At 48.4% G+C, this 18035-nt stretch carries 19 protein-coding genes; 12 read left to right on the forward strand and 7 right to left on the reverse strand.

The annotated features are described in order from the left end of the window. The first annotated feature begins 44 nt into the window (after nucleotides 1–44). The 5 genes from ACN0S4_RS09415 (at nucleotide 45) to ACN0S4_RS09435 (ending at nucleotide 4870) form a co-directional block, all read left to right on the forward strand. On the forward strand, nucleotides 45–986 hold the full coding sequence (locus tag ACN0S4_RS09415) for a hypothetical protein (RefSeq protein ID WP_417657421.1): 942 nt from the start codon (nucleotides 45–47) through the stop codon (nucleotides 984–986). A 65-nt stretch (nucleotides 987–1051) separates the two neighbouring features. Next, on the forward strand, nucleotides 1052–1678 hold the full coding sequence (locus ACN0S4_RS09420) for an SOUL family heme-binding protein (RefSeq protein ID WP_417657422.1): 627 nt from the start codon (nucleotides 1052–1054) through the stop codon (nucleotides 1676–1678). 134 nt (nucleotides 1679–1812) lie between these two features. Further along, nucleotides 1813–2751 carry a hypothetical protein gene (locus tag ACN0S4_RS09425; RefSeq protein ID WP_417657423.1) on the forward strand — a complete coding sequence of 313 codons (939 nt, stop codon included), beginning with the start codon at nucleotides 1813–1815 and terminating at the stop codon, nucleotides 2749–2751. A gap of 27 nt (nucleotides 2752–2778) precedes the next feature. Then, a complete protein-coding gene (locus ACN0S4_RS09430) occupies nucleotides 2779–3732 on the forward strand; it encodes a hypothetical protein (RefSeq protein ID WP_417657424.1) in 954 nt (317 codons plus the stop codon). Between the two features lie 142 nt (nucleotides 3733–3874). Continuing rightward, nucleotides 3875–4870, forward strand: a complete 996-nt coding sequence (locus tag ACN0S4_RS09435) for a diguanylate cyclase domain-containing protein (protein WP_417657425.1) — start codon at nucleotides 3875–3877, stop codon at nucleotides 4868–4870. A 122-nt stretch (nucleotides 4871–4992) separates the two neighbouring features. Here ACN0S4_RS09435 and ACN0S4_RS09440 read toward each other — a convergent pair whose 3' ends face one another. Both ACN0S4_RS09440 and ACN0S4_RS09445 read right to left on the reverse strand, forming a co-directional pair. After that, nucleotides 4993–6369, reverse strand: coding sequence for a permease prefix domain 1-containing protein (locus tag ACN0S4_RS09440; RefSeq protein ID WP_417657426.1), 1377 nt, complete (start codon nucleotides 6367–6369; stop codon nucleotides 4993–4995). After that, nucleotides 6350–6724, reverse strand: coding sequence for a PadR family transcriptional regulator (locus ACN0S4_RS09445; protein WP_417657427.1), 375 nt, complete (start codon nucleotides 6722–6724; stop codon nucleotides 6350–6352). Before ACN0S4_RS09445 ends, ACN0S4_RS09440 begins: the two co-directional genes overlap by 20 nt. Before the next feature lie 279 nt (nucleotides 6725–7003). Here ACN0S4_RS09445 and ACN0S4_RS09450 point away from each other — a divergent pair, with 279 nt between their 5' ends. Continuing rightward, a complete protein-coding gene (locus ACN0S4_RS09450; RefSeq protein ID WP_417657428.1) occupies nucleotides 7004–7525 on the forward strand; it encodes a DUF805 domain-containing protein in 522 nt (173 codons plus the stop codon). Between the two features lie 35 nt (nucleotides 7526–7560). Here ACN0S4_RS09450 and ACN0S4_RS09455 read toward each other — a convergent pair whose 3' ends face one another. Both ACN0S4_RS09455 and ACN0S4_RS09460 read right to left on the reverse strand, forming a co-directional pair. Beyond that, the gene (locus ACN0S4_RS09455) at nucleotides 7561–7962 is read right to left on the reverse strand and encodes a BON domain-containing protein (RefSeq protein WP_417657429.1); all 402 of its coding nucleotides are present in this window, start codon (nucleotides 7960–7962) and stop codon (nucleotides 7561–7563) included. A gap of 79 nt (nucleotides 7963–8041) precedes the next feature. Beyond that, entirely contained in the window at nucleotides 8042–8995 is a 954-nt protein-coding gene (locus ACN0S4_RS09460) for an ATP-grasp domain-containing protein (RefSeq protein WP_417657430.1), read from the reverse strand. Between the two features lie 163 nt (nucleotides 8996–9158). On the opposite strand from ACN0S4_RS09460, the gene ACN0S4_RS09465 reads away from it, so the two are divergent. Genes ACN0S4_RS09465 through ACN0S4_RS09480 form a run of 4 tightly spaced genes read left to right on the forward strand, consistent with a single transcriptional unit; the run spans nucleotide 9159 to nucleotide 11999 of the window. After that, nucleotides 9159–10193, forward strand: coding sequence for a saccharopine dehydrogenase family protein (locus ACN0S4_RS09465; protein WP_417657431.1), 1035 nt, complete (start codon nucleotides 9159–9161; stop codon nucleotides 10191–10193). Between the two features lie 29 nt (nucleotides 10194–10222). Then, a complete protein-coding gene (locus ACN0S4_RS09470) occupies nucleotides 10223–11182 on the forward strand; it encodes a phospholipase A (RefSeq protein WP_417657432.1) in 960 nt (319 codons plus the stop codon). Between the two features lie 8 nt (nucleotides 11183–11190). Beyond that, the gene (locus tag ACN0S4_RS09475) at nucleotides 11191–11664 is read left to right on the forward strand and encodes a hotdog fold domain-containing protein (RefSeq protein ID WP_417657433.1); all 474 of its coding nucleotides are present in this window, start codon (nucleotides 11191–11193) and stop codon (nucleotides 11662–11664) included. Next, entirely contained in the window at nucleotides 11664–11999 is a 336-nt protein-coding gene (locus ACN0S4_RS09480; RefSeq protein ID WP_417657434.1) for a zinc ribbon domain-containing protein YjdM, read from the forward strand. The genes ACN0S4_RS09475 and ACN0S4_RS09480 overlap by 1 nt, the downstream gene beginning before the upstream one ends. Here ACN0S4_RS09480 and ACN0S4_RS09485 read toward each other — a convergent pair. Further along, the gene (locus ACN0S4_RS09485; protein ID WP_417657435.1) at nucleotides 11996–12571 is read right to left on the reverse strand and encodes a gamma-glutamylcyclotransferase; all 576 of its coding nucleotides are present in this window, start codon (nucleotides 12569–12571) and stop codon (nucleotides 11996–11998) included. The genes ACN0S4_RS09480 and ACN0S4_RS09485 overlap by 4 nt on opposite strands. An 80-nt stretch (nucleotides 12572–12651) precedes the next feature. Between ACN0S4_RS09485 and ACN0S4_RS09490 the strand changes: the two genes are divergently transcribed. Then, nucleotides 12652–13104 (forward strand): methyltransferase family protein, encoded by a 453-nt coding sequence (locus tag ACN0S4_RS09490; protein WP_417657436.1) that lies wholly within the window; start codon nucleotides 12652–12654, stop codon nucleotides 13102–13104. On the opposite strand, the gene ACN0S4_RS09495 is transcribed toward ACN0S4_RS09490, so the two are convergent. After that, nucleotides 13084–14181 (reverse strand): SMP-30/gluconolactonase/LRE family protein, encoded by a 1098-nt coding sequence (locus ACN0S4_RS09495; RefSeq protein WP_417657437.1) that lies wholly within the window; start codon nucleotides 14179–14181, stop codon nucleotides 13084–13086. The genes ACN0S4_RS09490 and ACN0S4_RS09495 overlap by 21 nt on opposite strands. Before the next feature lie 99 nt (nucleotides 14182–14280). On the opposite strand from ACN0S4_RS09495, the gene ACN0S4_RS09500 reads away from it, so the two are divergent. Continuing rightward, nucleotides 14281–16902 carry an EAL domain-containing protein gene (locus tag ACN0S4_RS09500; protein ID WP_417657438.1) on the forward strand — a complete coding sequence of 874 codons (2622 nt, stop codon included), beginning with the start codon at nucleotides 14281–14283 and terminating at the stop codon, nucleotides 16900–16902. On the opposite strand, the gene ACN0S4_RS09505 is transcribed toward ACN0S4_RS09500, so the two are convergent. Continuing rightward, the gene (locus ACN0S4_RS09505; RefSeq protein ID WP_417657439.1) at nucleotides 16884–17888 is read right to left on the reverse strand and encodes a hypothetical protein; all 1005 of its coding nucleotides are present in this window, start codon (nucleotides 17886–17888) and stop codon (nucleotides 16884–16886) included. The two genes, ACN0S4_RS09500 and ACN0S4_RS09505, sit on opposite strands and share 19 nt — an antisense overlap. Nucleotides 17889–18035: the final 147 nt, after the last annotated feature.

Genomic DNA, 18035 nt, shown 5'->3' on the forward strand with positions numbered 1-18035 from the left:
GAGAAAAGATATCGGATAGTGATGAGGTTCGGTTAGGGATGCCTATGAAACAATGGATTGTTGTACTAAGTGTGTTGGTGATTGGAGCAATTGGCTTTGTTTGGTGGTTTGACACGCCCGAGCAGCCAGTGGTTACCACCGCGCAGATTGCAGAGCCGGTTGTGCAAAAAGAGCAATCAATAATGGCCAAGCCAAAATCGGTCGAGCCTTCAGAACCCTCAATCCAAGAGGTAGATTTGATGCCATTCGCGGATCTTCGAGGTATAGAATTGAACATTGCACTCGTAAGATCGATACCAAATCTCACTGAACGTGTGGATGTGTTGTTGGCCCTAATAGAGGAGCAACATTTAGGCATTAATGAACCGTTAGAATGGATAGTCGGAAACGAGATATACACACCCATTTGGATGGCATTTGAAATTAGCCGCGGCACCATTACAACAGAACAGTTTCAACGATTTTTGGACTTAGGCGCAACGCTTCAGCGTAATGATTACACCGAGGATGTCATCGGTTTTGTCATGAATAAAGATATTCTCGCAACTTGGTACGATGAAACGGGTTTGGGTCCCGAAGACCATCAAGCGATGTTTGATCAAGCACTGATTAGGGGAAATGCCGACCTAGCTGAGTTGGTATGGGAGGATAAAGGTGGCCGTTTTGATCAGGTACATCTGTCTGAAAGTGCAGTTCAAAGTTATTTGCGCGAATACAGGAGTGTAAAACCTGCAGATACGGACAAATTATTAGATTCGCTAAAAAACTTTGAGTACGGAGACTCTATGCTTGAGGCGTTTATTGCTCATCAGCACGGCAGTATTGCTCGGATTGAAATGCTCAAAGAATATGGCGATTTGACCTTAGCTGAGCGGAACGATCTAGATAATGCAAAAGATTTAGAGCGAAGTAACCTTGTTGCCATGGAGGAAGTTTTGGTAGAAGCCCGAGAACACTTTGCCAAGCAAGCGAAAGTTGCGAATTAAGTTGAGCTAAGATCTCTGCTGCAACGTATTGTCTACCATGAACAATTGTAGCAACGGGTAAAGGTATGCTGATACGTTGGTTGATGGCATTGATAACGCTAACTATGGTGAGCACGGCAATGGCGACAGAAGAGCCGAAATACGAAGTGGTCGGCAAGTTTGGTGATATTGAGCTGCGTTTGTATGAGCCCATGATCGTAGCTGAAACCTGGGTTGACGGTTCAATGGATGATGCTTCTGGCCGCGGCTTTCGTCTGATAGCCGACTATATTTTTGGCAATAATACAGCTGTAGCTGGTGGCTCACGGGAAATTCCGATGACCGCACCAGTAACAATGGAACCAGAGTCGCAAAAAATTAGCATGACAGCTCCGGTAACCATGGAAGAGCAAGAGGGTCGCTGGCGTGTGCATTTTGTCATGCCAAGTCTGTACACCATGGAAACCTTGCCTGCTCCGAATAATGACGCGGTGAAATTGCGCGAAATCCCTGAAAAACACTATGCTGTTATTCAGTTTTCTGGCCTCGCTGGTGAGGAAAAAGTCGCAAAGAAAACGGCAGAGCTGATGGCATTTCTCACCGAGCGTGAACTGGAACCATTGTCCGCTCCAGAGCTGGCGCGCTACGATCCTCCGTGGACATTACCCTTTTTCCGCCGCAATGAAGTCATGGCTGCCTACGCAGCCGAATAATTCCTAATTATTCCTCAATATTCCTGATTATTCCTGATTTCCACTGGCCTTTCGCTGGTGGAATCAGGTATGGTCAACTTTCAACAAGTTCGCAACATATGAAAATCCGAATAGATTAGAAGGGAAAGTCCAAGATGAAAGTAATTGTCGGAATCTTAGTCGCGTTGATGTTGGTCGTTGGAGTCTATATTTTGTGGATGGATGATAGTGCATCAGAGCAAGAAGCTCGCAATATTTCTATACAACAGCCCGCGGCAGCCGCCGCGAGAACTGAGAATGAGGCTGCGGTGGCATCTACCGAACGGTTACAGGGCGCAGACGCCGCGGCTGAAGAAGATCCTGAGCTCGACCGTATCGCTGAGTTGTCAGGTCAAGAATTTGCGATGGCTCTATTGCAGCATAGCGGTGATTTGGATAGCAGTATTGAGAATATGCTCGTGATGATTGAAAGCGGCCGTATTGATGTGAATAAACGTATCGCTGAACTTGGCAATAGTCAGGCGATGACGCCATTTTTATTGGCCGTTGGCTTGTCACAAGGTCAGCTAACACTGGATCAGTTCCATCGGTTTTTGGATGTTGGGGTAACGTTGCAGAATGACGAGCTCAGCAAAGAGATGATGGCGAGTCTGGATAATCCTGAGGTGATTGAAGCATGGTATGAAACTGCAGCCTTTGGTCCAGAGGATCATGAGCAGTTGCTGAACAATTCGCTAAAAAATGGCAACCTGACTCTTGCAGAGATCATTCTTGAGGATAAAAAGGGTGAGCTTGATGGCATAAAGTTATCGAGCGATGCGATCGCGGGGTCGATCACACGAATTCAAGCAATTGCCCCACTTGAACTACAAGAACTTAAAGACGAACTTGCAGCAGCAGATGAGAAAGAACTAAAAATGGCCGAGTCTTTTTTGATACCAAGACTCCAAAATAGCGTTGATGAAACTGAGATTCTGCTTCAGTACGCAGAGCTTTCAGAAGAGCAAAGAACACAGGTCATAGCTGCGAACGAGCGATACAAAGACGAGCTAGAAGAACTTAAAGAGATACTTAGTACTCATAGTGGTGAGTAGCTCTACAAATTACAGGAATTGTAAAAAATGAAAGCAGTAGTAGGTGTAGTAGTCGCGTTGATGTTGGCCGTTGGGATATATATCTCACTGACCAGTGACAGCGTGCAACCGATAGCAGTAGTTTCACCGGAAACTCAACCTTCGAGCCCAGCTAGCGCAGTGGAGCAAGTGACGGCGTCGCCGGCAGCTGAAATAGAGTCGAGCGAAACTGCAGTAGCGTCAGAAGCGGCACCAACAGCACAAATTCCAGAAGAACTTGCCGCTCTAGCTGAGCTGAGTGGTCAGGAATTGATGTCGGCATTAATGAAGTACAGTGGTGATTCGCAAGCTGTTATCGAGAATACATTGCTATTGATTGACAGTGGCCTCATCAGCATTGATGAGCGGCTGTTCGAATTTGGTGGGAATCGTGCCATGAGTCCAATGGGTATGGCCGTTATGTTTTCGCAAGGCAATCTATCGGCTGATCATTTTAATCGCTTTGTTGCAGCAGGTGCTGAATTACATCGTGACGACATGAACTCTAAGTTTGTTGCAATGGTTGATGATCCCGAGGTTTTGAATACGTGGTATGACCGCGTTGGATATGGTCCTGAGGAGCATCAAGAGATGCTCGATGGCAGCCTGATTATGGGCAATGCGTCGCTAACAGATCTAATTATGCAGGACAAGAATGGTGAGTTAGACAATCTCGAATTTGGTGAATTTCCGGTCAATATGGTGATGGCTCAGATGAAGAGCCTAGAGCCGCTGAATCGGGAGGAGCTGGAAAATAACTTTAGTCAGGTTGAACCGGGTACGGAGAGAATCTCGGCCGAAGTGCTGGTTGCTCGCTATCAAAATAATCTCGATCAAATTGAGGTCCTAAAGCGTTATGGGAATCTTGACGACGAGCAACTCAAGCAGCTCGAAGCGGCGAATGAGGATCTCCTGAAGTCCATTGAGACGGTCAATGCCTTCGCTGCGGAATTCAATGGGTAAACGAACATGCCTGTCAGTACCAGAGCCTCCTAGTAAGAACGGGCCTAGCTTGCGAAATAGAGTGAGGTGTTTCATAGTGTTGAGATATCGAAACCAAAAAGCGTAAGTTTTAGGAGCGCTGGGACCGACTCAAAGAACAACTATGCCCTCACGAGAACAGCTCAAGCAAGTTATTAAAATTCAGTCTGAAATAGCCAAACTTGGGCTCGACTTAGGTCGGGTCATGCAGCATGTGGTTGAACAGACTCTGTCATTAGTGACCGCCGAAGGGGCTGTTATTGAATTAGCTGAAGACGGGCAAATGGTCTACCGCGCAGCTGCAGGCATTGCAGAGCCGCATATGGGCTTACGGCTGGACATGTCGACAAGTCTATCTGGCCAATGTGTGCGAACCGGCGAAATTTTACATTGTGTTGATTGCTTGACCGATGATCGCGTCGATAAGGCAGCCTGTGCGCGGATGAACCTGCGCTCCATGATCGTCTTACCGCTGACATTTCAAGACACTACTGTTGGCGTTCTGAAAGCCATGTCCATCAATGTGAATAACTTCTCTGACGATGACGTTGAAGCGATAGGAATGCTGTGTGATTTAGTAGCAGCGAGCATGTACTACTCGGTCAAATACGATATTGAAAAGTTAGTCCACCGCGCAACGCACGATTCGCTGACCGGTTTAGCAAATCGCTCTCTATTTATGGACAATTTGAGAAACTGTCATCAGAACAAGTCGCTCGGATATAATTCGTTAGGGTTGTTGATGCTTGACTTAGATGGCCTCAAACAAGTGAACGATGTATTGGGCCACCAAGCAGGTGACGCCATGATTCTGGAGTTTTCGAAGCGATTGAAAGGAGCTACAAGAAGCACTGATACTGTGGCGCGAATTGGTGGAGATGAATTTGCTGTGCTCCTGACACCATTCGGTGAGCGTGATCAGCTAGGTACTTTTACTGCGCGTATTCACGCAGCACTGACTGAGCCTTTAAGTTTTCAGAGCCATTCATTATCTATTCAAGCGAGCATAGGTGGTGCGGAGCTACCTGCTGATGGGACTGATTTTCTTCAACTGCTGGATATTGCCGATCAGCGTATGTACGCCGACAAACGCAGGCGCAAAGGCGACCAACTTCATTAATTGTTGTGGTAAACAAAAAAATAGGGGCACCGCAAGCGATGCCCCTATCTTCTAGCAGAATCTCCCTGGCTGTTCTCCCTCAAGACCTAATCCAAAGAATCCTACTAAAAGCCGGTTTTAATCTACGCAAACCCAAACAATGGTGGGAATGCAAAGACAACAATAGCAGCCCAAATGGCATATACGGGTATGTAGTTCGTTTGCCAACGTTCAATGGCATTAAACCCAGTTTCATGGCGCAAAAAGCGAACGTAATGCCATGAATAGCCACTTAAACTTAGCAGCAAAATCAAGTTTTCGCCCAGCGCGGCAACACGATTCGGGGTGTAACCCATATCGAATATTCTGCCTGCAATGGCAATGAGCGCCAGCACATCGACTAATAAAGCCGACACAATCAACGCCAGCAATAGGACATCAAAGTAACCCACGGGTTCCCCCGGATCTCGAGAAGATACGGCATAGAGCACCAAACCCAAAACTAAAATGAGTAACAAATCGAGTCCAATGAGCACATCGCGCTGCACATCAAAGCCTTTCCCGGTGGCTAGCATGGTGACCAAGAAGGCAACCAAAAGCAGCGTAAAGAGCGGTGTAAACACTCGCGTTAGTACTGGAGCCATATTTTCAATGGCAGCCTGCTTCGACTCAACTAACCAGCCCGCCACAATAATTGCGCCCATAGCGCCAGCTGGCAGAATCCATTCCTGTGCAAACCACTCCACGTCAAACCCAATAAAGCTAAACATACCAATGGTGAAAGCAGTAAGAACACCGCCACCGAGTGCCATGAGTACATAGTAGATAACAAACTCACCGGAGAAGCGGATAAAGTCCATGCGCCGTGACTGGGTGCGCCACCAATCACCGCTGTACATCACCCCTACCGCAAACCACATAACAATTGGTAAGTGCAGCATTGCCAGAATTTCTGTTGAACCTTGTGGCTCAAACGGAAAGCCATTCATTGCCAGCGCTAGCACGGTGACGATACCAGCTAACACCAATAGCCCCTGTTTCCCGAGCTGGCGCTTCCAAACAAAATACAGCGCTAGAAATGGCAAACAAAATAATGGCAAATTGTGCGCATAAATTGGCGTAGAAGGGTCTTCAAACACCACGCCAAAAGCCGCTGGTAGCTTAAAAGCTATAGCGGCACAAACCGCTAGCAATAACACGATGGCTAGTTCTAGGTTGAACCAGCTCGCGCCAGCACCTTGTGGCGCTAACACTAAATTGCGCCACAAGCGTCCAGAGTGCACCTCGGCATACTCACGAGAGACCGACTCAATATCGCCAACCCGTTTCACAGCAATCAAAAATGCCTCGTCATCATCAAGCCCAGAGTTTCCCAAATGTTCTATTTGGCCACGTAAGTGGTCCTCTAGCTCATCAATGTCTTGCGAACTAATGACGGCTCGCTGTGCTAAAAAGTTCTTCCACTCGGTAATTTTGCTTTCGAGATCAAAAGCATCAGCTTTAAGCGGGTTGGTAGCCATGATCATCACTCCCTTGCATCTTCTCGTTAAATTCTTTCCACACCTTGTTCAGCGCTTCATTCACCAGTTCCCATTGTTGGCGCTGTTCAACAATGACCTGCTTTCCCGCTGGCGTGATGGCGTAGTATTTGCGCTTACGACCGGTGTCAGCCACGCGCCACAATGAGCGCAAATAACCTTGATGCTCAAGCCGATGCAAGAGCGGATACATCATGCCATCGGTCCAAGTCAACGCGCCGCCGGATAGTTCCTCGACCCGCTTTACAATCTCATACCCATAGGTCTCGCCCTCGGCAATAATGGCTAACACCAGAGGTGTCGAGGATGCAGCCATTAAGTCTTTCGATAGATTCATAGTTTATACCTAGTACTGTTATGTATAGAGGAAGTATACATTGTAGTTCTAGGTATGCAAGTGGGATTATGTGCTAAGTTAAGAGTGAACAGTGAACAGTGAACAGTGAACAGTAAAACGTAGGAATAGCTGGTCTCGAGGGGGCGTCGAGCTGTGTCTTTCAATCTCAGAATTGTGGAATGACGGGATGGAGTCGGGAGCGTGACGGCATAAAGTCGTCACGCGCAGTTCTGGTTTGGCATAAGATAAGTCCAGTTGGGGATAATTGAGAACACGTAGATGAGACTAGACGGCGACAAGATTAAACAACTCCGAATCGCGAGAGGTTGGTCGCAAGAACAACTGAGCGAGGCGAGCGGATTAAACCTGCGGACCATTCAGCGTTTGGAAAAAGGTGGGGTAGCAGCGCTGGAGTCGGGCCGAGCGTTGGCGGCGGTATTTGAAGTAGAGTTGTCGACTCTAATAGTGGATGCGGAGCAAGCGGCCAAACCAGCGACCTTTCGCGAGGCTATTGAGCATTGCTTTATTAACTATGCCGAGTTTTATGGTACCAGCCGCCGGTCACAGTATTGGTGGTTCTTCCTTTTCGTTTTGATAACCGTAGGCGTGGCGGATTTGATGAACGTGGTGCTAGCGAGCGTGGTTACTTTATTGCTGGCGCTGCCATTGTTAGCAGTGGGAACGAGGCGTTTGCGCGATGGTGGTCATAGCCCGTGGTGGCAGTTGTTATTAATTGTGCCGTTTGGACAAGTTGTTGTGTTGATATTATACGCGATGCCAACACTCGAGGAACGCCCATAAAAAAGCCCGCCGAAGCGGGCTCCCAGGGAGAACTCTTAGTTTCGAACTTCTATGTCGTTTGACACTGACTCGACGCCTTCAATGCCTTCAGCCAATTGCTCGGCTAAATCACGTTCGGCATCAGTAGCAACGACACCGCTTAGGACAACATTACCGTTGATAGTCTCAACGTTAATATCCATCGCACTAACTTGCTCAGCTTCGGCTAAAGCCGTTTTAATACGTGCAGTAATGGCTGCATCACTCAGGTAATCACCAGCTTCATCAACAGTTCCGCGAGCGTATTCAGCAGCAGCTTTACCTGCTTCTTCCATTTTTTCAGCGGCATCACTGGTGGTATCTTGCACGCGTTGCGAGTCTTCCTCACTGCAACCCGCTAGTGCCAATGACGACAAAGTAACAACAGTGGCTAGGCTAATCACTTTGAAAATTTGCATAAAAACCTCCTATGGTTTTTGCGTGATGATCAGTTGATTCACCTTCAGTATAGACAATGGCAGTCAGCTTGCAGGATGTTTACTCGATCTTTGCGCTCGCTAAATCAATAAGATAGTCAGCCAGAGCGCCCATACCCGTGCGCTCACCACCTGCACGCTGTTCCGCACCACTGTTGTAGTTGGTATTGGTATTCACATCGTAAACCATGAGCTCACCGCTCTCGCTTTCGATGAATTCAATTCCAGCCACGTCAACCTGAGCCTGCTCTAAAAAGCCCTGCAGTTTACGAATAATGTCATGCTCATTGTAACGGTCAGTCAATGTGAACTTGTGCTCATTAGCTGCTGGCTCCTCGGTTGTGGGACAAAACGCATCACCAATATCACAAACATCGGCAGGACATAGCTCGAAGCCATCTTCGGTATTCACTTGCACCGTGTACACAAAGCGCCGACCTACAAATTCTGCACGCGTAATGTAAGGCGCCTGTGGCCGCACGTAGGCTTGCAGCAACCAAATGCCATCGAGTGGCTCCGCATAGGCGTCGCTATTAACGAATTGTTCGAGCGCAGCAACGGAGTCATAGCGCGCTACACCCAGCCCTTTGCCACCGCGGTTCGGTTTCAGAATAAGTGGCCAGTGATCAAACGCAACAGCTGCTGCAACAAGTTGTTCGCGGCCCACTACTGCCCGAGTCGCGGGAACATGCAGTCCAGCCGCTTCTAAAGCACGATACTGAGACAGTTTGCAGGTTTCGAGTGCCAAGGCAGGCGTCCCATTGACCACTGTTCGGTTATTTTTCTCGAGCCAGGTTAGCGCCATGCGGGTCAGTTCGGGGGCGAAGCGATGTCCGCGAGTATGCGACGAAGCACTCATGCGATTGTAATAGACCGCATCATCAGGAACGCTGTCGTACGGCACGACACCCGTATCTAAAAACCATTCTTTGGCTTCCACGCCGCGTTCTTTAAACGCTGCATGCAGAGGCACAACCCATTCTTCATTTTCATGCATGATCACAATTGGACGCATGTGTTGGTACTCCAAACGCAAACTGATAGATGACTAGTGTAACTTACTGCGTAAAAATCCTATGGATCTTCGCGTTATAAGTTATGAGTGAGATATTTCCTGCTAAGATAACCACTTCACCGAAATTTCACTGAACCTTCACTTAACAACAAAGGGCGCAACCATGAAATGGATGATATACGGAGCTAATGGCTACACGGGTGAATTGGTATTGCAATATGCCAAGACGTTAGGCGAGCAGCCGGTGTTAGCGGGCCGTAATCGTGCAGCCATTGAGGCATTGGCTGAACAACATCAGTTACCAGCTTGTGTGGTTGATTTAGCCGACACTGCGGGATTGCAGAAAGCTTTGGCTGATGTTGACTTGGTTGTTCATTGCGCGGGTCCATTTGATGTCACCGCCAAGCCGATGATTGAAGCTTGTCTGCAAACCAAAACGCATTACCTCGATATTACCGGTGAGTTGAATGTATTCGAGTACGCACACAGCCGGCATGATGATGCGGTTCGTGCAGGTATTGTGTTGTGTCCAGGTGTCGGTTTCGATGTGATTCCAACCGACTGTGTTGCCGCTCAACTTAAAGAAAAAATGCATGATGCAACGCATTTGACGTTGGGCTTTGATTCCGCGTCACGTATGAGCCGAGGCACGGCAAAAACCAGTGCGCGTAAACTCGGTGACGGCGGCGCTGTTCGGAAGGATGGCAAGATCACCTCGGTGCCACTGGCCTATCGCACCCGAAAAATTGATTTTGGTGGTGGCGAAAAATTGGCAATGACCATTCCGTGGGGCGATGTTTCGACGGCATACCACACCACGGCCATTCCGAATATTGAGGTGTACATTCCAGCCTCACCACGGTTGGTGAAACGTTTGCAGCGCATGAATTGGTTTCGCTGGTTGTTGCGCATGAAACCAGTCCAGCGCTGGCTCGAGAAGAAAATTGAGCAACAACCTGCAGGTCCTGATCAGAAGCAATTAGAAAATGCGACGACTCACGTATGGGGAGAAGCTCGCAATCAAGCTGGCCAAGTTGAGACACTGCGTCTAGAAGTATTGAATGGCTATAAGCTAACCAGTCGTGGAGCCGTCGATGTCGCAATGCATGTGCTCGGTAATCAACCTGCCGGTGGATTTTATACACCGTCGAAGCTTTGCGGCGCCCAGTTGGTCAACCGCTATGTCGTCGACCGATAGAACATAGGATTGAAGAAAAAGGAATTCTTATGAAACGTTCGTTTTGGCTGGGGTTACTCGCAGCCGGCCTCATTAGTCAGGCATCTGTAGTGAGCGCGCAAGACGCAAGCGACGACGGCACCGAGTTTGATGGTGTTGAGGAGCTGGAAGAGGAAATTGATGTTAATGACTTGATTGGGACATTTTGGGAGCTTGGAGCCGAACAGAAGCGTGGTGTCTATGAGCTGCGCACATACCGCCCCAATTTCATCCTTCCGGTGCACCATAGTTCGGACATTAATAAGCAACCAACTTCACCGACACGCGGTGATTCAGAGCGCATCGAAAATTATAAGCCTAACGAGGTTAAGCTCCAGTTATCGCTACGGACTAAGATTTTTGAGGATATCTTCCTGCCAAATGGCGATATTTGGGTGGCTTATTCACAAACATCCTTGTGGCAAATGTATAACTCGGACGATTCATCTCCATTTAGGAGCACCGATTACAATCCGGATATTTTCTATGTATTACCGGTAACGGAAGAGTTCGACTTCTTGCCGGGTAAAGCGCGAATTCGCATGGGTAAATTTGGTTTTGCCCATCAATCGAATGGTCAGCGCAAGCCCGATAGCCGCAGTTGGAACTATTTCCATTTCGGCGGTGTAGCGGAATATGATGATGTCATTTGGGAAAGTTCTTATAAGCTACGAGTGAATGAAACGGGCGATGATGACGATAATCCAGATTTAGTGAATTACCGCGGTAATTTTGAAAACACGTTTTCGTGGATCAATGGCACGAGTACTTACAGTCTCAAACGCACATCGCCGTATTTAAGTTTGAGTCGCGGATCGTGGCAAATTGATTACACGCGCCCAGTGAGTCAAAGCAAACCCGACGGCTTGCGCTTCTACATCCAAATATTCTCCGGTTATGGTGAATCTTTGTTGGACTATAATCATCGTCAAAACCGCATTGGTTTTGGCTTCTTGCTTCTCAACATTTAAGCGCCGGTATGACTGATAATTATCTCTTAAAGCTCCATCACAAAGTCTTGAAGTGGCCGTTTGGCAGGCAGCTTTTTTCGCGGCTGTTTGCCAGCAAAGCGCCCTATTTTAAAAGCATCAAACCGTTGATTACGGAGTTGCGACCGAATTTTTGTGAGCTCACCATACCTAAACGCAAAGCGGTGCAAAATCATATTGGAACCGTGCACGCTATCGCGTTGTGTAATGGGCTAGAAATGGCGATGGGTGCAGTTGCCGAAGCTTCAATTCCGAAGCACTTGCGCTGGATCCCAAAAGGCATGACTGTAAATTACACCGCGAAAGCTGATAGCGATATTCGTATTACTGCGGAAGCTGATCCAAACGGCTGGCACGTGGGCGACTTAGCTGTGGTAGTGAACGGTTATCGACAAGATGGAACGGTTGTCATTACTGGCACCATCACTATTTATATCTCGGAAAAGCCAACAAGGAAGTCGTGATGAGTGGATTACCCGCGTGCCCTGCATGCAATTCTGAATACACCTACGAAGACGGCGCGTTGCTCATTTGTCCGGAGTGCGGACATGAGTGGAACGCCAACGAGCCTGCGACTCAAGGAAAGGTATTTCGAGATGCTAATGGCAATGAGCTGCAGGACGGTGACACCGTGACCGTGATCAAAGACCTAAAAGTAAAAGGTTCGTCTTTGGTGGTCAAAGTCGGCACTAAGGTGAAGAATATTCGCCTGACTGAAGAGGGTGATCACGACATCGACTGTAAAGTAGATGGCATTGGACCAATGAAGCTGAAAACCGAGTTTGTGAAGAAAGCTTAGGCGAACTCAAGTAGCGCACGGAGTTCGCTTTCAATGGCAAACACGTGCGCATCATGCGCCTCGAGCTCGCGCAACGCTTCAGCAAGTTTTAATAAATACTCACTGTTGGGTCCGCTCGGGCCTTCAGAACGTGCAATATGTGCAGCGATTTCCGCTTCAGTTGCAGCACCTAAGTACGCCTCGTTATCGGGACCTGCTACATAAACGAGTCCTTCAACCGACTGGCCATCGTCAAGCCATTCAAACTCCGTAAAAAACCGCAGGTAGCCATTTTTTTCGCGATGGTCGAGATGCGCAAACACTGCCGGTGTTACTTCATAGGCCATACCAATGCAGTTGGCATCCGGCGCTTCTATTAAGGTAGCGACTCGACCAGGTGACTCAGGAGTTCCTCGATGATCATGAGAACCCTGCCAAAAGCGACGTTCCCAGCCATGAATACGGGCAGGCCGACGCTGTAGGTAAGGAAAGTCGGCCTTGTAGATCAGCGATCCATAGCCGAATAACCACACGGAATCGAGGTGATCGAGTGGCTGGGCTTGTTGATTTTGTTCAATAGTATTGTGCGACATAACGGCACTGAGTATAACATGAGGTAGCACAGGGTTCAGTGAACGAAAGTGCATAAGATGTAACCAAACGAGGCAGCGCAATGGAACACAAAATACCACCCCCACTAGTCATGGTAATCGTTGGATTACTGATGTGGCTCACTGGCCATTGGTTCCCGATGGAAGCTTGGCACTTTACCGATTTACAGGGCGCAGCGAGTGCCTTTTGGGCGGTTGGCGCTTTGGTAGCCGTTGCCGGAGTCGTCGAATTTCGGCGGGCGAAAACTACCGTGAACCCACTGAATCTGGATAAATCTACGCAGTTGGTTTCGGGTGGCATTTATCGTTTCACACGCAATCCGATGTATTTGGGTATGTTACTCATTTTAATTGGTTGGGCTATTCATCTTCAGCACATTGGCGCATGGCCATGGCTCATTGGTTTCATTCTGTTCATCAACCGCTTTCAAATTGAGCCGGAAGAACGAGCAATGGCCAAATTATTTGGTGAGCCTTATGTCGATTACTGCAAGTCAGTTCGACGTTGGTTCTAACGCCCCAATAATGCGCCAGCGAGCTAAAACTGGCGCCTTCAAACTCGTCAAATACAAGTAGTCTCCTACTTCAATTGCACCTGTGGTCTGCGGATAGTCAGTGGCGGGTTCCTGCAAGTTCTCCAATACTTTGCCATTGCCATCAATAGCAATCACATGCGCATAGTCCGTAGCTTTAGGGCGCAAAAAAGCCGGTAAGCGTTGCGCAATTTTACGCACGCCAGGGTATGCCGCCATATTGTCGAGGAAATCGTTACGCGGTGACACCAAGCCCACCCAATAACGACCGTCGTTACCGCGATTCACGTTGTCTGGAAAGCCTGGCAGATTATCCAGAATGATTTCCATAGTTCCTTGTTGCGGACCTTTCAGCCAATACTTAAGAACCCTATATCGTCCGGTTTCCACCAGAAGTAAGTAGTTACTATCATGGCTTACAGCTACACCATTGGCGAACTGCAATCCCTCTAATAATACGCGGGTGTTGTTGGTGGCTGGATTATAGCGGAGCAATCGACCGTTCCCACCGTGCTCCATGATATCGAGCAAACTAGCTTCATAAGTTCCGCCAAAGGCTTCGGCACCAAATTTGGTCGATGCATCAGAAAAGTAGATCATGCCTTCAGCATCCACATCCACATCGTCCGCATAGCGAATCGGGATGCCTTCTGCCTCATTGGTCAGCGTTTCCACTACGCCATCATTGGTAATTCGCAAGAGCCCACGGTAAGCGTCTGCTACCAGTAGTCTTTGGTTGCGATCAAATTCAATACCGAGCGGCCGACCATTGGTTTGCGCAAAAACCTCCCATTCACTGGCATTCAAAGCACGCCGCAAAATAGCTCCGCTTTTGACGGCAATGTAGAGGTTTCCCTGGGCGTCCTGTGCCAGATCTTCAGGGCCGGATTCGACCCCAAGAGACTCGACCTCAACGGAAGCAAGCTTCGAATTCTGTTCGAATACACCGGTGTAGCCTTTGTTCTGAGGCGCGCTCCACGCTTGTGGTTCAATCGCAACAGGCCATGTGAGTAAGTACACGATGACTAGAATGATAATACCGAGTATCCATTTCCACATATTCAGAGCTCCGCTGAGTAATTAAGTCCCGATATAGACTAGTCTATTTACATAATTTCAGCAGCAAAAAAGTCAACATATGCTATAACTTAGTGCTACATGAGTTATAAAAAGGATCTGCGATTGCGCTGCTATTTTTCACGCCAAATTAAAGGCCTAGTAGTAGTCGCTATGGGACTATTTTGCGCAGGCGCAGTGTATGCACAATCAACGTCGGTGATTCGTATCGGCGTGTATGAAAATCCACCTAAATTAAGTTACACCGACTTCGAAATGACTGGCATTTTTGGTGATGTCATTTACGCAGTGGCTGAGCGCGAAGGTTTTCAACTGGAGCCAGTTCCCTGTGATTGGCAGCAATGTTTGGAAATGCTGGAACAAGGGCAGATTGACCTGATGCCTGATGTCGCGATTGACCAACTGCGTGACCGTCGGTTTGCTTTTCATCGGGTGCCCGTCTTACGCAGCTGGTCACAGTTGTATGGCTCAAATGATGTGAACGTTCGCAATCTGCTGGATTTGGATGACTTGCGCGTTGCGGTTTTGAAAGACTCGGTTCAGGACATGTATTTGCGTAATTTAACCGAGAGCTTTGATTTAAGTACAACTTGGGTCAGCGTCACTAGTTTTGAAGCGGGCTTTCAAGCGGTTATTGAGGGGCGAGCTGACTTAGTTGCTGCTAATCATCATTTCGGCGACATGCGAGCTCGACAGTTAGAGCTATTTTCAACACCCGTCATTTTTCAGCCTTCGAGGCTCTATTTTGCCGCTTCTCGCGGTGGTCCTGCAGAACCATTGTTACCCATAATCGACAGCTATCTGGAAGCATGGCAACTCGATTCGAGTTCACCGCTTAATCAGTCTTTAGAGCGATGGGGACTTTATGCGGCACCCACAGCCATTCCAAAATATGTCATTGCAGCCTTAATTATTATCGGTCTTGCACTGACTGGAACCTTAGCGTTTGTATGGACATTGAGGGGCCGAGTGAACGTAAAGTCCACTCAGTTGCAACTTTCGGAAAATCGCTTCAGCACAGTTCTTAACAGTGTTGAGGCCTATATTTATATTAAAGACAGAGATTTGCGCTACCAATATGCGAACCGAATGGTGGCTGACTTACTGCAAACCACCGAAACAGACATTATTGGTAAGACGGACAGTGACTTCTTTGACGACAAGACGTGTGCGAATTTACGCCAGAATGACTTGCGCGTTATTGAGAAGGGCGAGCGAGTTTCTGACGAAGAGACCAACGTCACGGCTACAGGTGAAAAGCGCACATTCTTATCAACCAAAATTCCATTGAAGGACGCTCGCGGGAATGTCTATGCGCTGAGTGGTATCTCTACAGATATCAGTGAGCATTTGCACATTCAGGAGCAGCTCAATCACGCACGGTTCTACGACACCGTTACCGGTTTAGCGAATCGTCGACTCCTGTTAGACCGGTTAGAGCATGCCCTCGCGAATGCGCAGCGGACCGATTACGAAGGCGCTCTATTGGCCATTGATTTGCATGATTTCTCAGTGGTGAACGACGCGTTCGGGCATCAATTCGGTGATCAGTTATTGCAAGAGGTGGCGCGCCGAATGGAACGCCTGATTGATGAGGCAGACACTGCCGCGCGGCTGGGTGCCGATGACTTTGTGGTCGTGCTGGAAAACCTCAATGGTGATCGTGAGCAAGCGATTCTTGATGCGCGGCAATGGGCACATGCGCTGATTGAAGTGTTGCATGAACCTTTTGAAATAGACGGCAAGCAATATGTCACTTCAGTCAGCATTGGCGTCACTATGTTTTCAGACACCGAAGGTGGCGTTGAGGTATTAATTAGGAATGCCGATTTAGCTTTGGCGGATGCCAAGCAAGAGGGTCCGCATACCATTCGCTTCTTCAATCCGTCCATGCAAGAAAACGTTAGTCGTCGCGTGCATTTAGAGTCAGCCATGCGCAATGCGCTCGAAAACAATCATTTTCATTTCTTCGTGCAGCCCCAGGTCGACAGCCAGCACCATGTCACCGGTGTTGAGCTATTAATGCGTTGGTCTGACGCAGAACTCGGCTATGTGCCACCCAGTGAATTTATTCCAGTGGCTGAGGCAACTGGCTTGATTGTACCTATGGGCGAGTGGTTGTTAGGTGAGGCTGCACGCCTCATGCAGCGCTGGCAAGAAGATCCGCTCCTACGTGATCTCACCGTCGCGGTGAATATCAGTGCGAAGCAGTTCCGCCATGCCGGCTTTGTCGACACGATCAAACGCATTATTCAGCAACCTAATGTGAATGCCTCACTGCTTGAGCTGGAAATCACGGAGAGTATGTTAATCGAGGACGTGCAAAATACGGTTCGTCGTATTGCCAAACTCAACGAGTGGGGTGTTCGTTTCTCATTGGACGACTTCGGAACCGGCTACGCGTCATTGTCTTATTTGAAGCAATTACCGATTTACCAATTGAAGATCGACCAATCATTTATTCGTGACATTCTCACCGACACCAACGATGAAATTATTGTCAGCACTATTCTTGGCTTAGGTCGGAGTATGGGGCTGGAAGTGATTGCCGAGGGCGTGGAAACGGCTCAACAGGCTCGGCGATTAAACGAAATGGGCTGTGCCAAATATCAAGGATTCCACTTCGGCAGACCGGCCTCCCCAGTCGAGTGGGAGGCGCGGCTGCGTGAAAGTCGATTGACTATTTATGCAGGTGGTAATTGAAGCGTTAGCCGTTGTGGCAGAACGTTAACGAGTCCAGCGCGAACCTGATGCCAAAACACTGAGAGCAACAATAGGCCTGTACCGATAACCAATCCGATAATAGCCGTACCCAAGTCAACGATACCAAAGCTATTCAAAACGTTACTGAACACATAAATCACATAGGCTAAAGCTGAGACCATGAGTGCTCGGCGGTCGATGACCAACGAAACACAACCAATCACCAAATACAGCGCAATAGTGATCAAGGCTTGGGTGACACCAATAGTGAAGTCTCCCTGCGCAAGGGTGCTAAAGATCGGGTGCACCAGCAGTGGAGCTGCAAGCAAATGCAGCCAAAAAGCCACGTCAGAGCGGCGCGTTTGGCGCTCAAGATCGGAGCGATCCCACTTTAACGCGAGTGCAAACACCAGGAGCCCTGAAATAAACAATGCCACCTTCAACAACGTATCGGAAAACGCAAAAGTCATTGCCAGTAGCGACATAATGACGCCAATAACGGCAGCAATTCCGGCGGCGAGCGTGATGGGCACTTGAAAGCGGAACCAATGCGCGGTGGCCACAAGCGAGGCAACAATAAAAGCAACCAGTGGTGCTTGAGGTCCCTCTTGACCAAATACTGGCATCAGGCTCATCAAGGTGCCAAAGAACGCACCGATCAAACAAGCGCCGAGGAAAACAATAGACGGCAGTGCCATGCGGCGAATGCGGGTGAAATATTCCGCCATACCCCAACCTGCGGTCAGCACAAAGAGACCACCAAGCCAAGGTGCAATTGTATTCCCTAAAGTCCACAATGCAGCGAGTGCAAGCACCGCGGCAATCACAACAAATATGTCGTTAAAGCCCGTGATCAGTCGAAAGTGCTCTTCATCCGCAATAGAGGTCGAGCGATTTTTTTCCACATAATGGCGAAAAGCGTCCGCAGTTGCCTCCGGTACAACGCCTTCGCGTACTGCGTTGGATAAGTCGTCTTCGGTATACATATACTCACTCCTAAAAAGGTAGGTACATAGCCATGTACGAATACCCACTGTCAGTTTTATACTGGCACGAATGTTTCACATCTGCGAATAGTAAGCGTAACAAACTATTGCATCTTTTTTGACTCAGCCAAGTGGCAGCGAGGAGAC

Origin of the sequence: Pseudidiomarina aestuarii, assembly GCF_048263735.1 — a bacterium.
GTDB lineage: Bacteria > Pseudomonadota > Gammaproteobacteria > Enterobacterales > Alteromonadaceae > Pseudidiomarina > Pseudidiomarina aestuarii_B.

Bases quoted from the DNA above. Each gene is read 5' to 3' on its own strand.
- ACN0S4_RS09500 (WP_417657438.1), top strand. From the start codon at position 14,281: ATGAGTTATAAAAAGGATCTGCGATTGCGCTGCTATTTTTCACGCCAA.
- ACN0S4_RS09495 (WP_417657437.1), bottom strand. From the start codon at position 14,181: ATGTGGAAATGGATACTCGGTATTATCATTCTAGTCATCGTGTACTTA.
- ACN0S4_RS09465 (WP_417657431.1), top strand. From the start codon at position 9,159: ATGAAATGGATGATATACGGAGCTAATGGCTACACGGGTGAATTGGTA.
- ACN0S4_RS09460 (WP_417657430.1), bottom strand. From the start codon at position 8,995: ATGCGTCCAATTGTGATCATGCATGAAAATGAAGAATGGGTTGTGCCT.
- ACN0S4_RS09450 (WP_417657428.1), top strand. From the start codon at position 7,004: ATGAGACTAGACGGCGACAAGATTAAACAACTCCGAATCGCGAGAGGT.
- ACN0S4_RS09440 (WP_417657426.1), bottom strand. From the start codon at position 6,369: ATGGCTACCAACCCGCTTAAAGCTGATGCTTTTGATCTCGAAAGCAAA.
- ACN0S4_RS09485 (WP_417657435.1), bottom strand. From the start codon at position 12,571: ATGTCGCACAATACTATTGAACAAAATCAACAAGCCCAGCCACTCGAT.
- ACN0S4_RS09480 (WP_417657434.1), top strand. From the start codon at position 11,664: ATGAGTGGATTACCCGCGTGCCCTGCATGCAATTCTGAATACACCTAC.
- ACN0S4_RS09445 (WP_417657427.1), bottom strand. From the start codon at position 6,724: ATGAATCTATCGAAAGACTTAATGGCTGCATCCTCGACACCTCTGGTG.
- ACN0S4_RS09505 (WP_417657439.1), bottom strand. From the start codon at position 17,888: ATGTATACCGAAGACGACTTATCCAACGCAGTACGCGAAGGCGTTGTA.
- ACN0S4_RS09455 (WP_417657429.1), bottom strand. From the start codon at position 7,962: ATGCAAATTTTCAAAGTGATTAGCCTAGCCACTGTTGTTACTTTGTCG.
- ACN0S4_RS09425 (WP_417657423.1), top strand. From the start codon at position 1,813: ATGAAAGTAATTGTCGGAATCTTAGTCGCGTTGATGTTGGTCGTTGGA.
- ACN0S4_RS09490 (WP_417657436.1), top strand. From the start codon at position 12,652: ATGGAACACAAAATACCACCCCCACTAGTCATGGTAATCGTTGGATTA.
- ACN0S4_RS09435 (WP_417657425.1), top strand. From the start codon at position 3,875: ATGCCCTCACGAGAACAGCTCAAGCAAGTTATTAAAATTCAGTCTGAA.
- ACN0S4_RS09415 (WP_417657421.1), top strand. From the start codon at position 45: ATGAAACAATGGATTGTTGTACTAAGTGTGTTGGTGATTGGAGCAATT.
- ACN0S4_RS09430 (WP_417657424.1), top strand. From the start codon at position 2,779: ATGAAAGCAGTAGTAGGTGTAGTAGTCGCGTTGATGTTGGCCGTTGGG.
- ACN0S4_RS09420 (WP_417657422.1), top strand. From the start codon at position 1,052: ATGCTGATACGTTGGTTGATGGCATTGATAACGCTAACTATGGTGAGC.
- ACN0S4_RS09475 (WP_417657433.1), top strand. From the start codon at position 11,191: ATGACTGATAATTATCTCTTAAAGCTCCATCACAAAGTCTTGAAGTGG.
- ACN0S4_RS09470 (WP_417657432.1), top strand. From the start codon at position 10,223: ATGAAACGTTCGTTTTGGCTGGGGTTACTCGCAGCCGGCCTCATTAGT.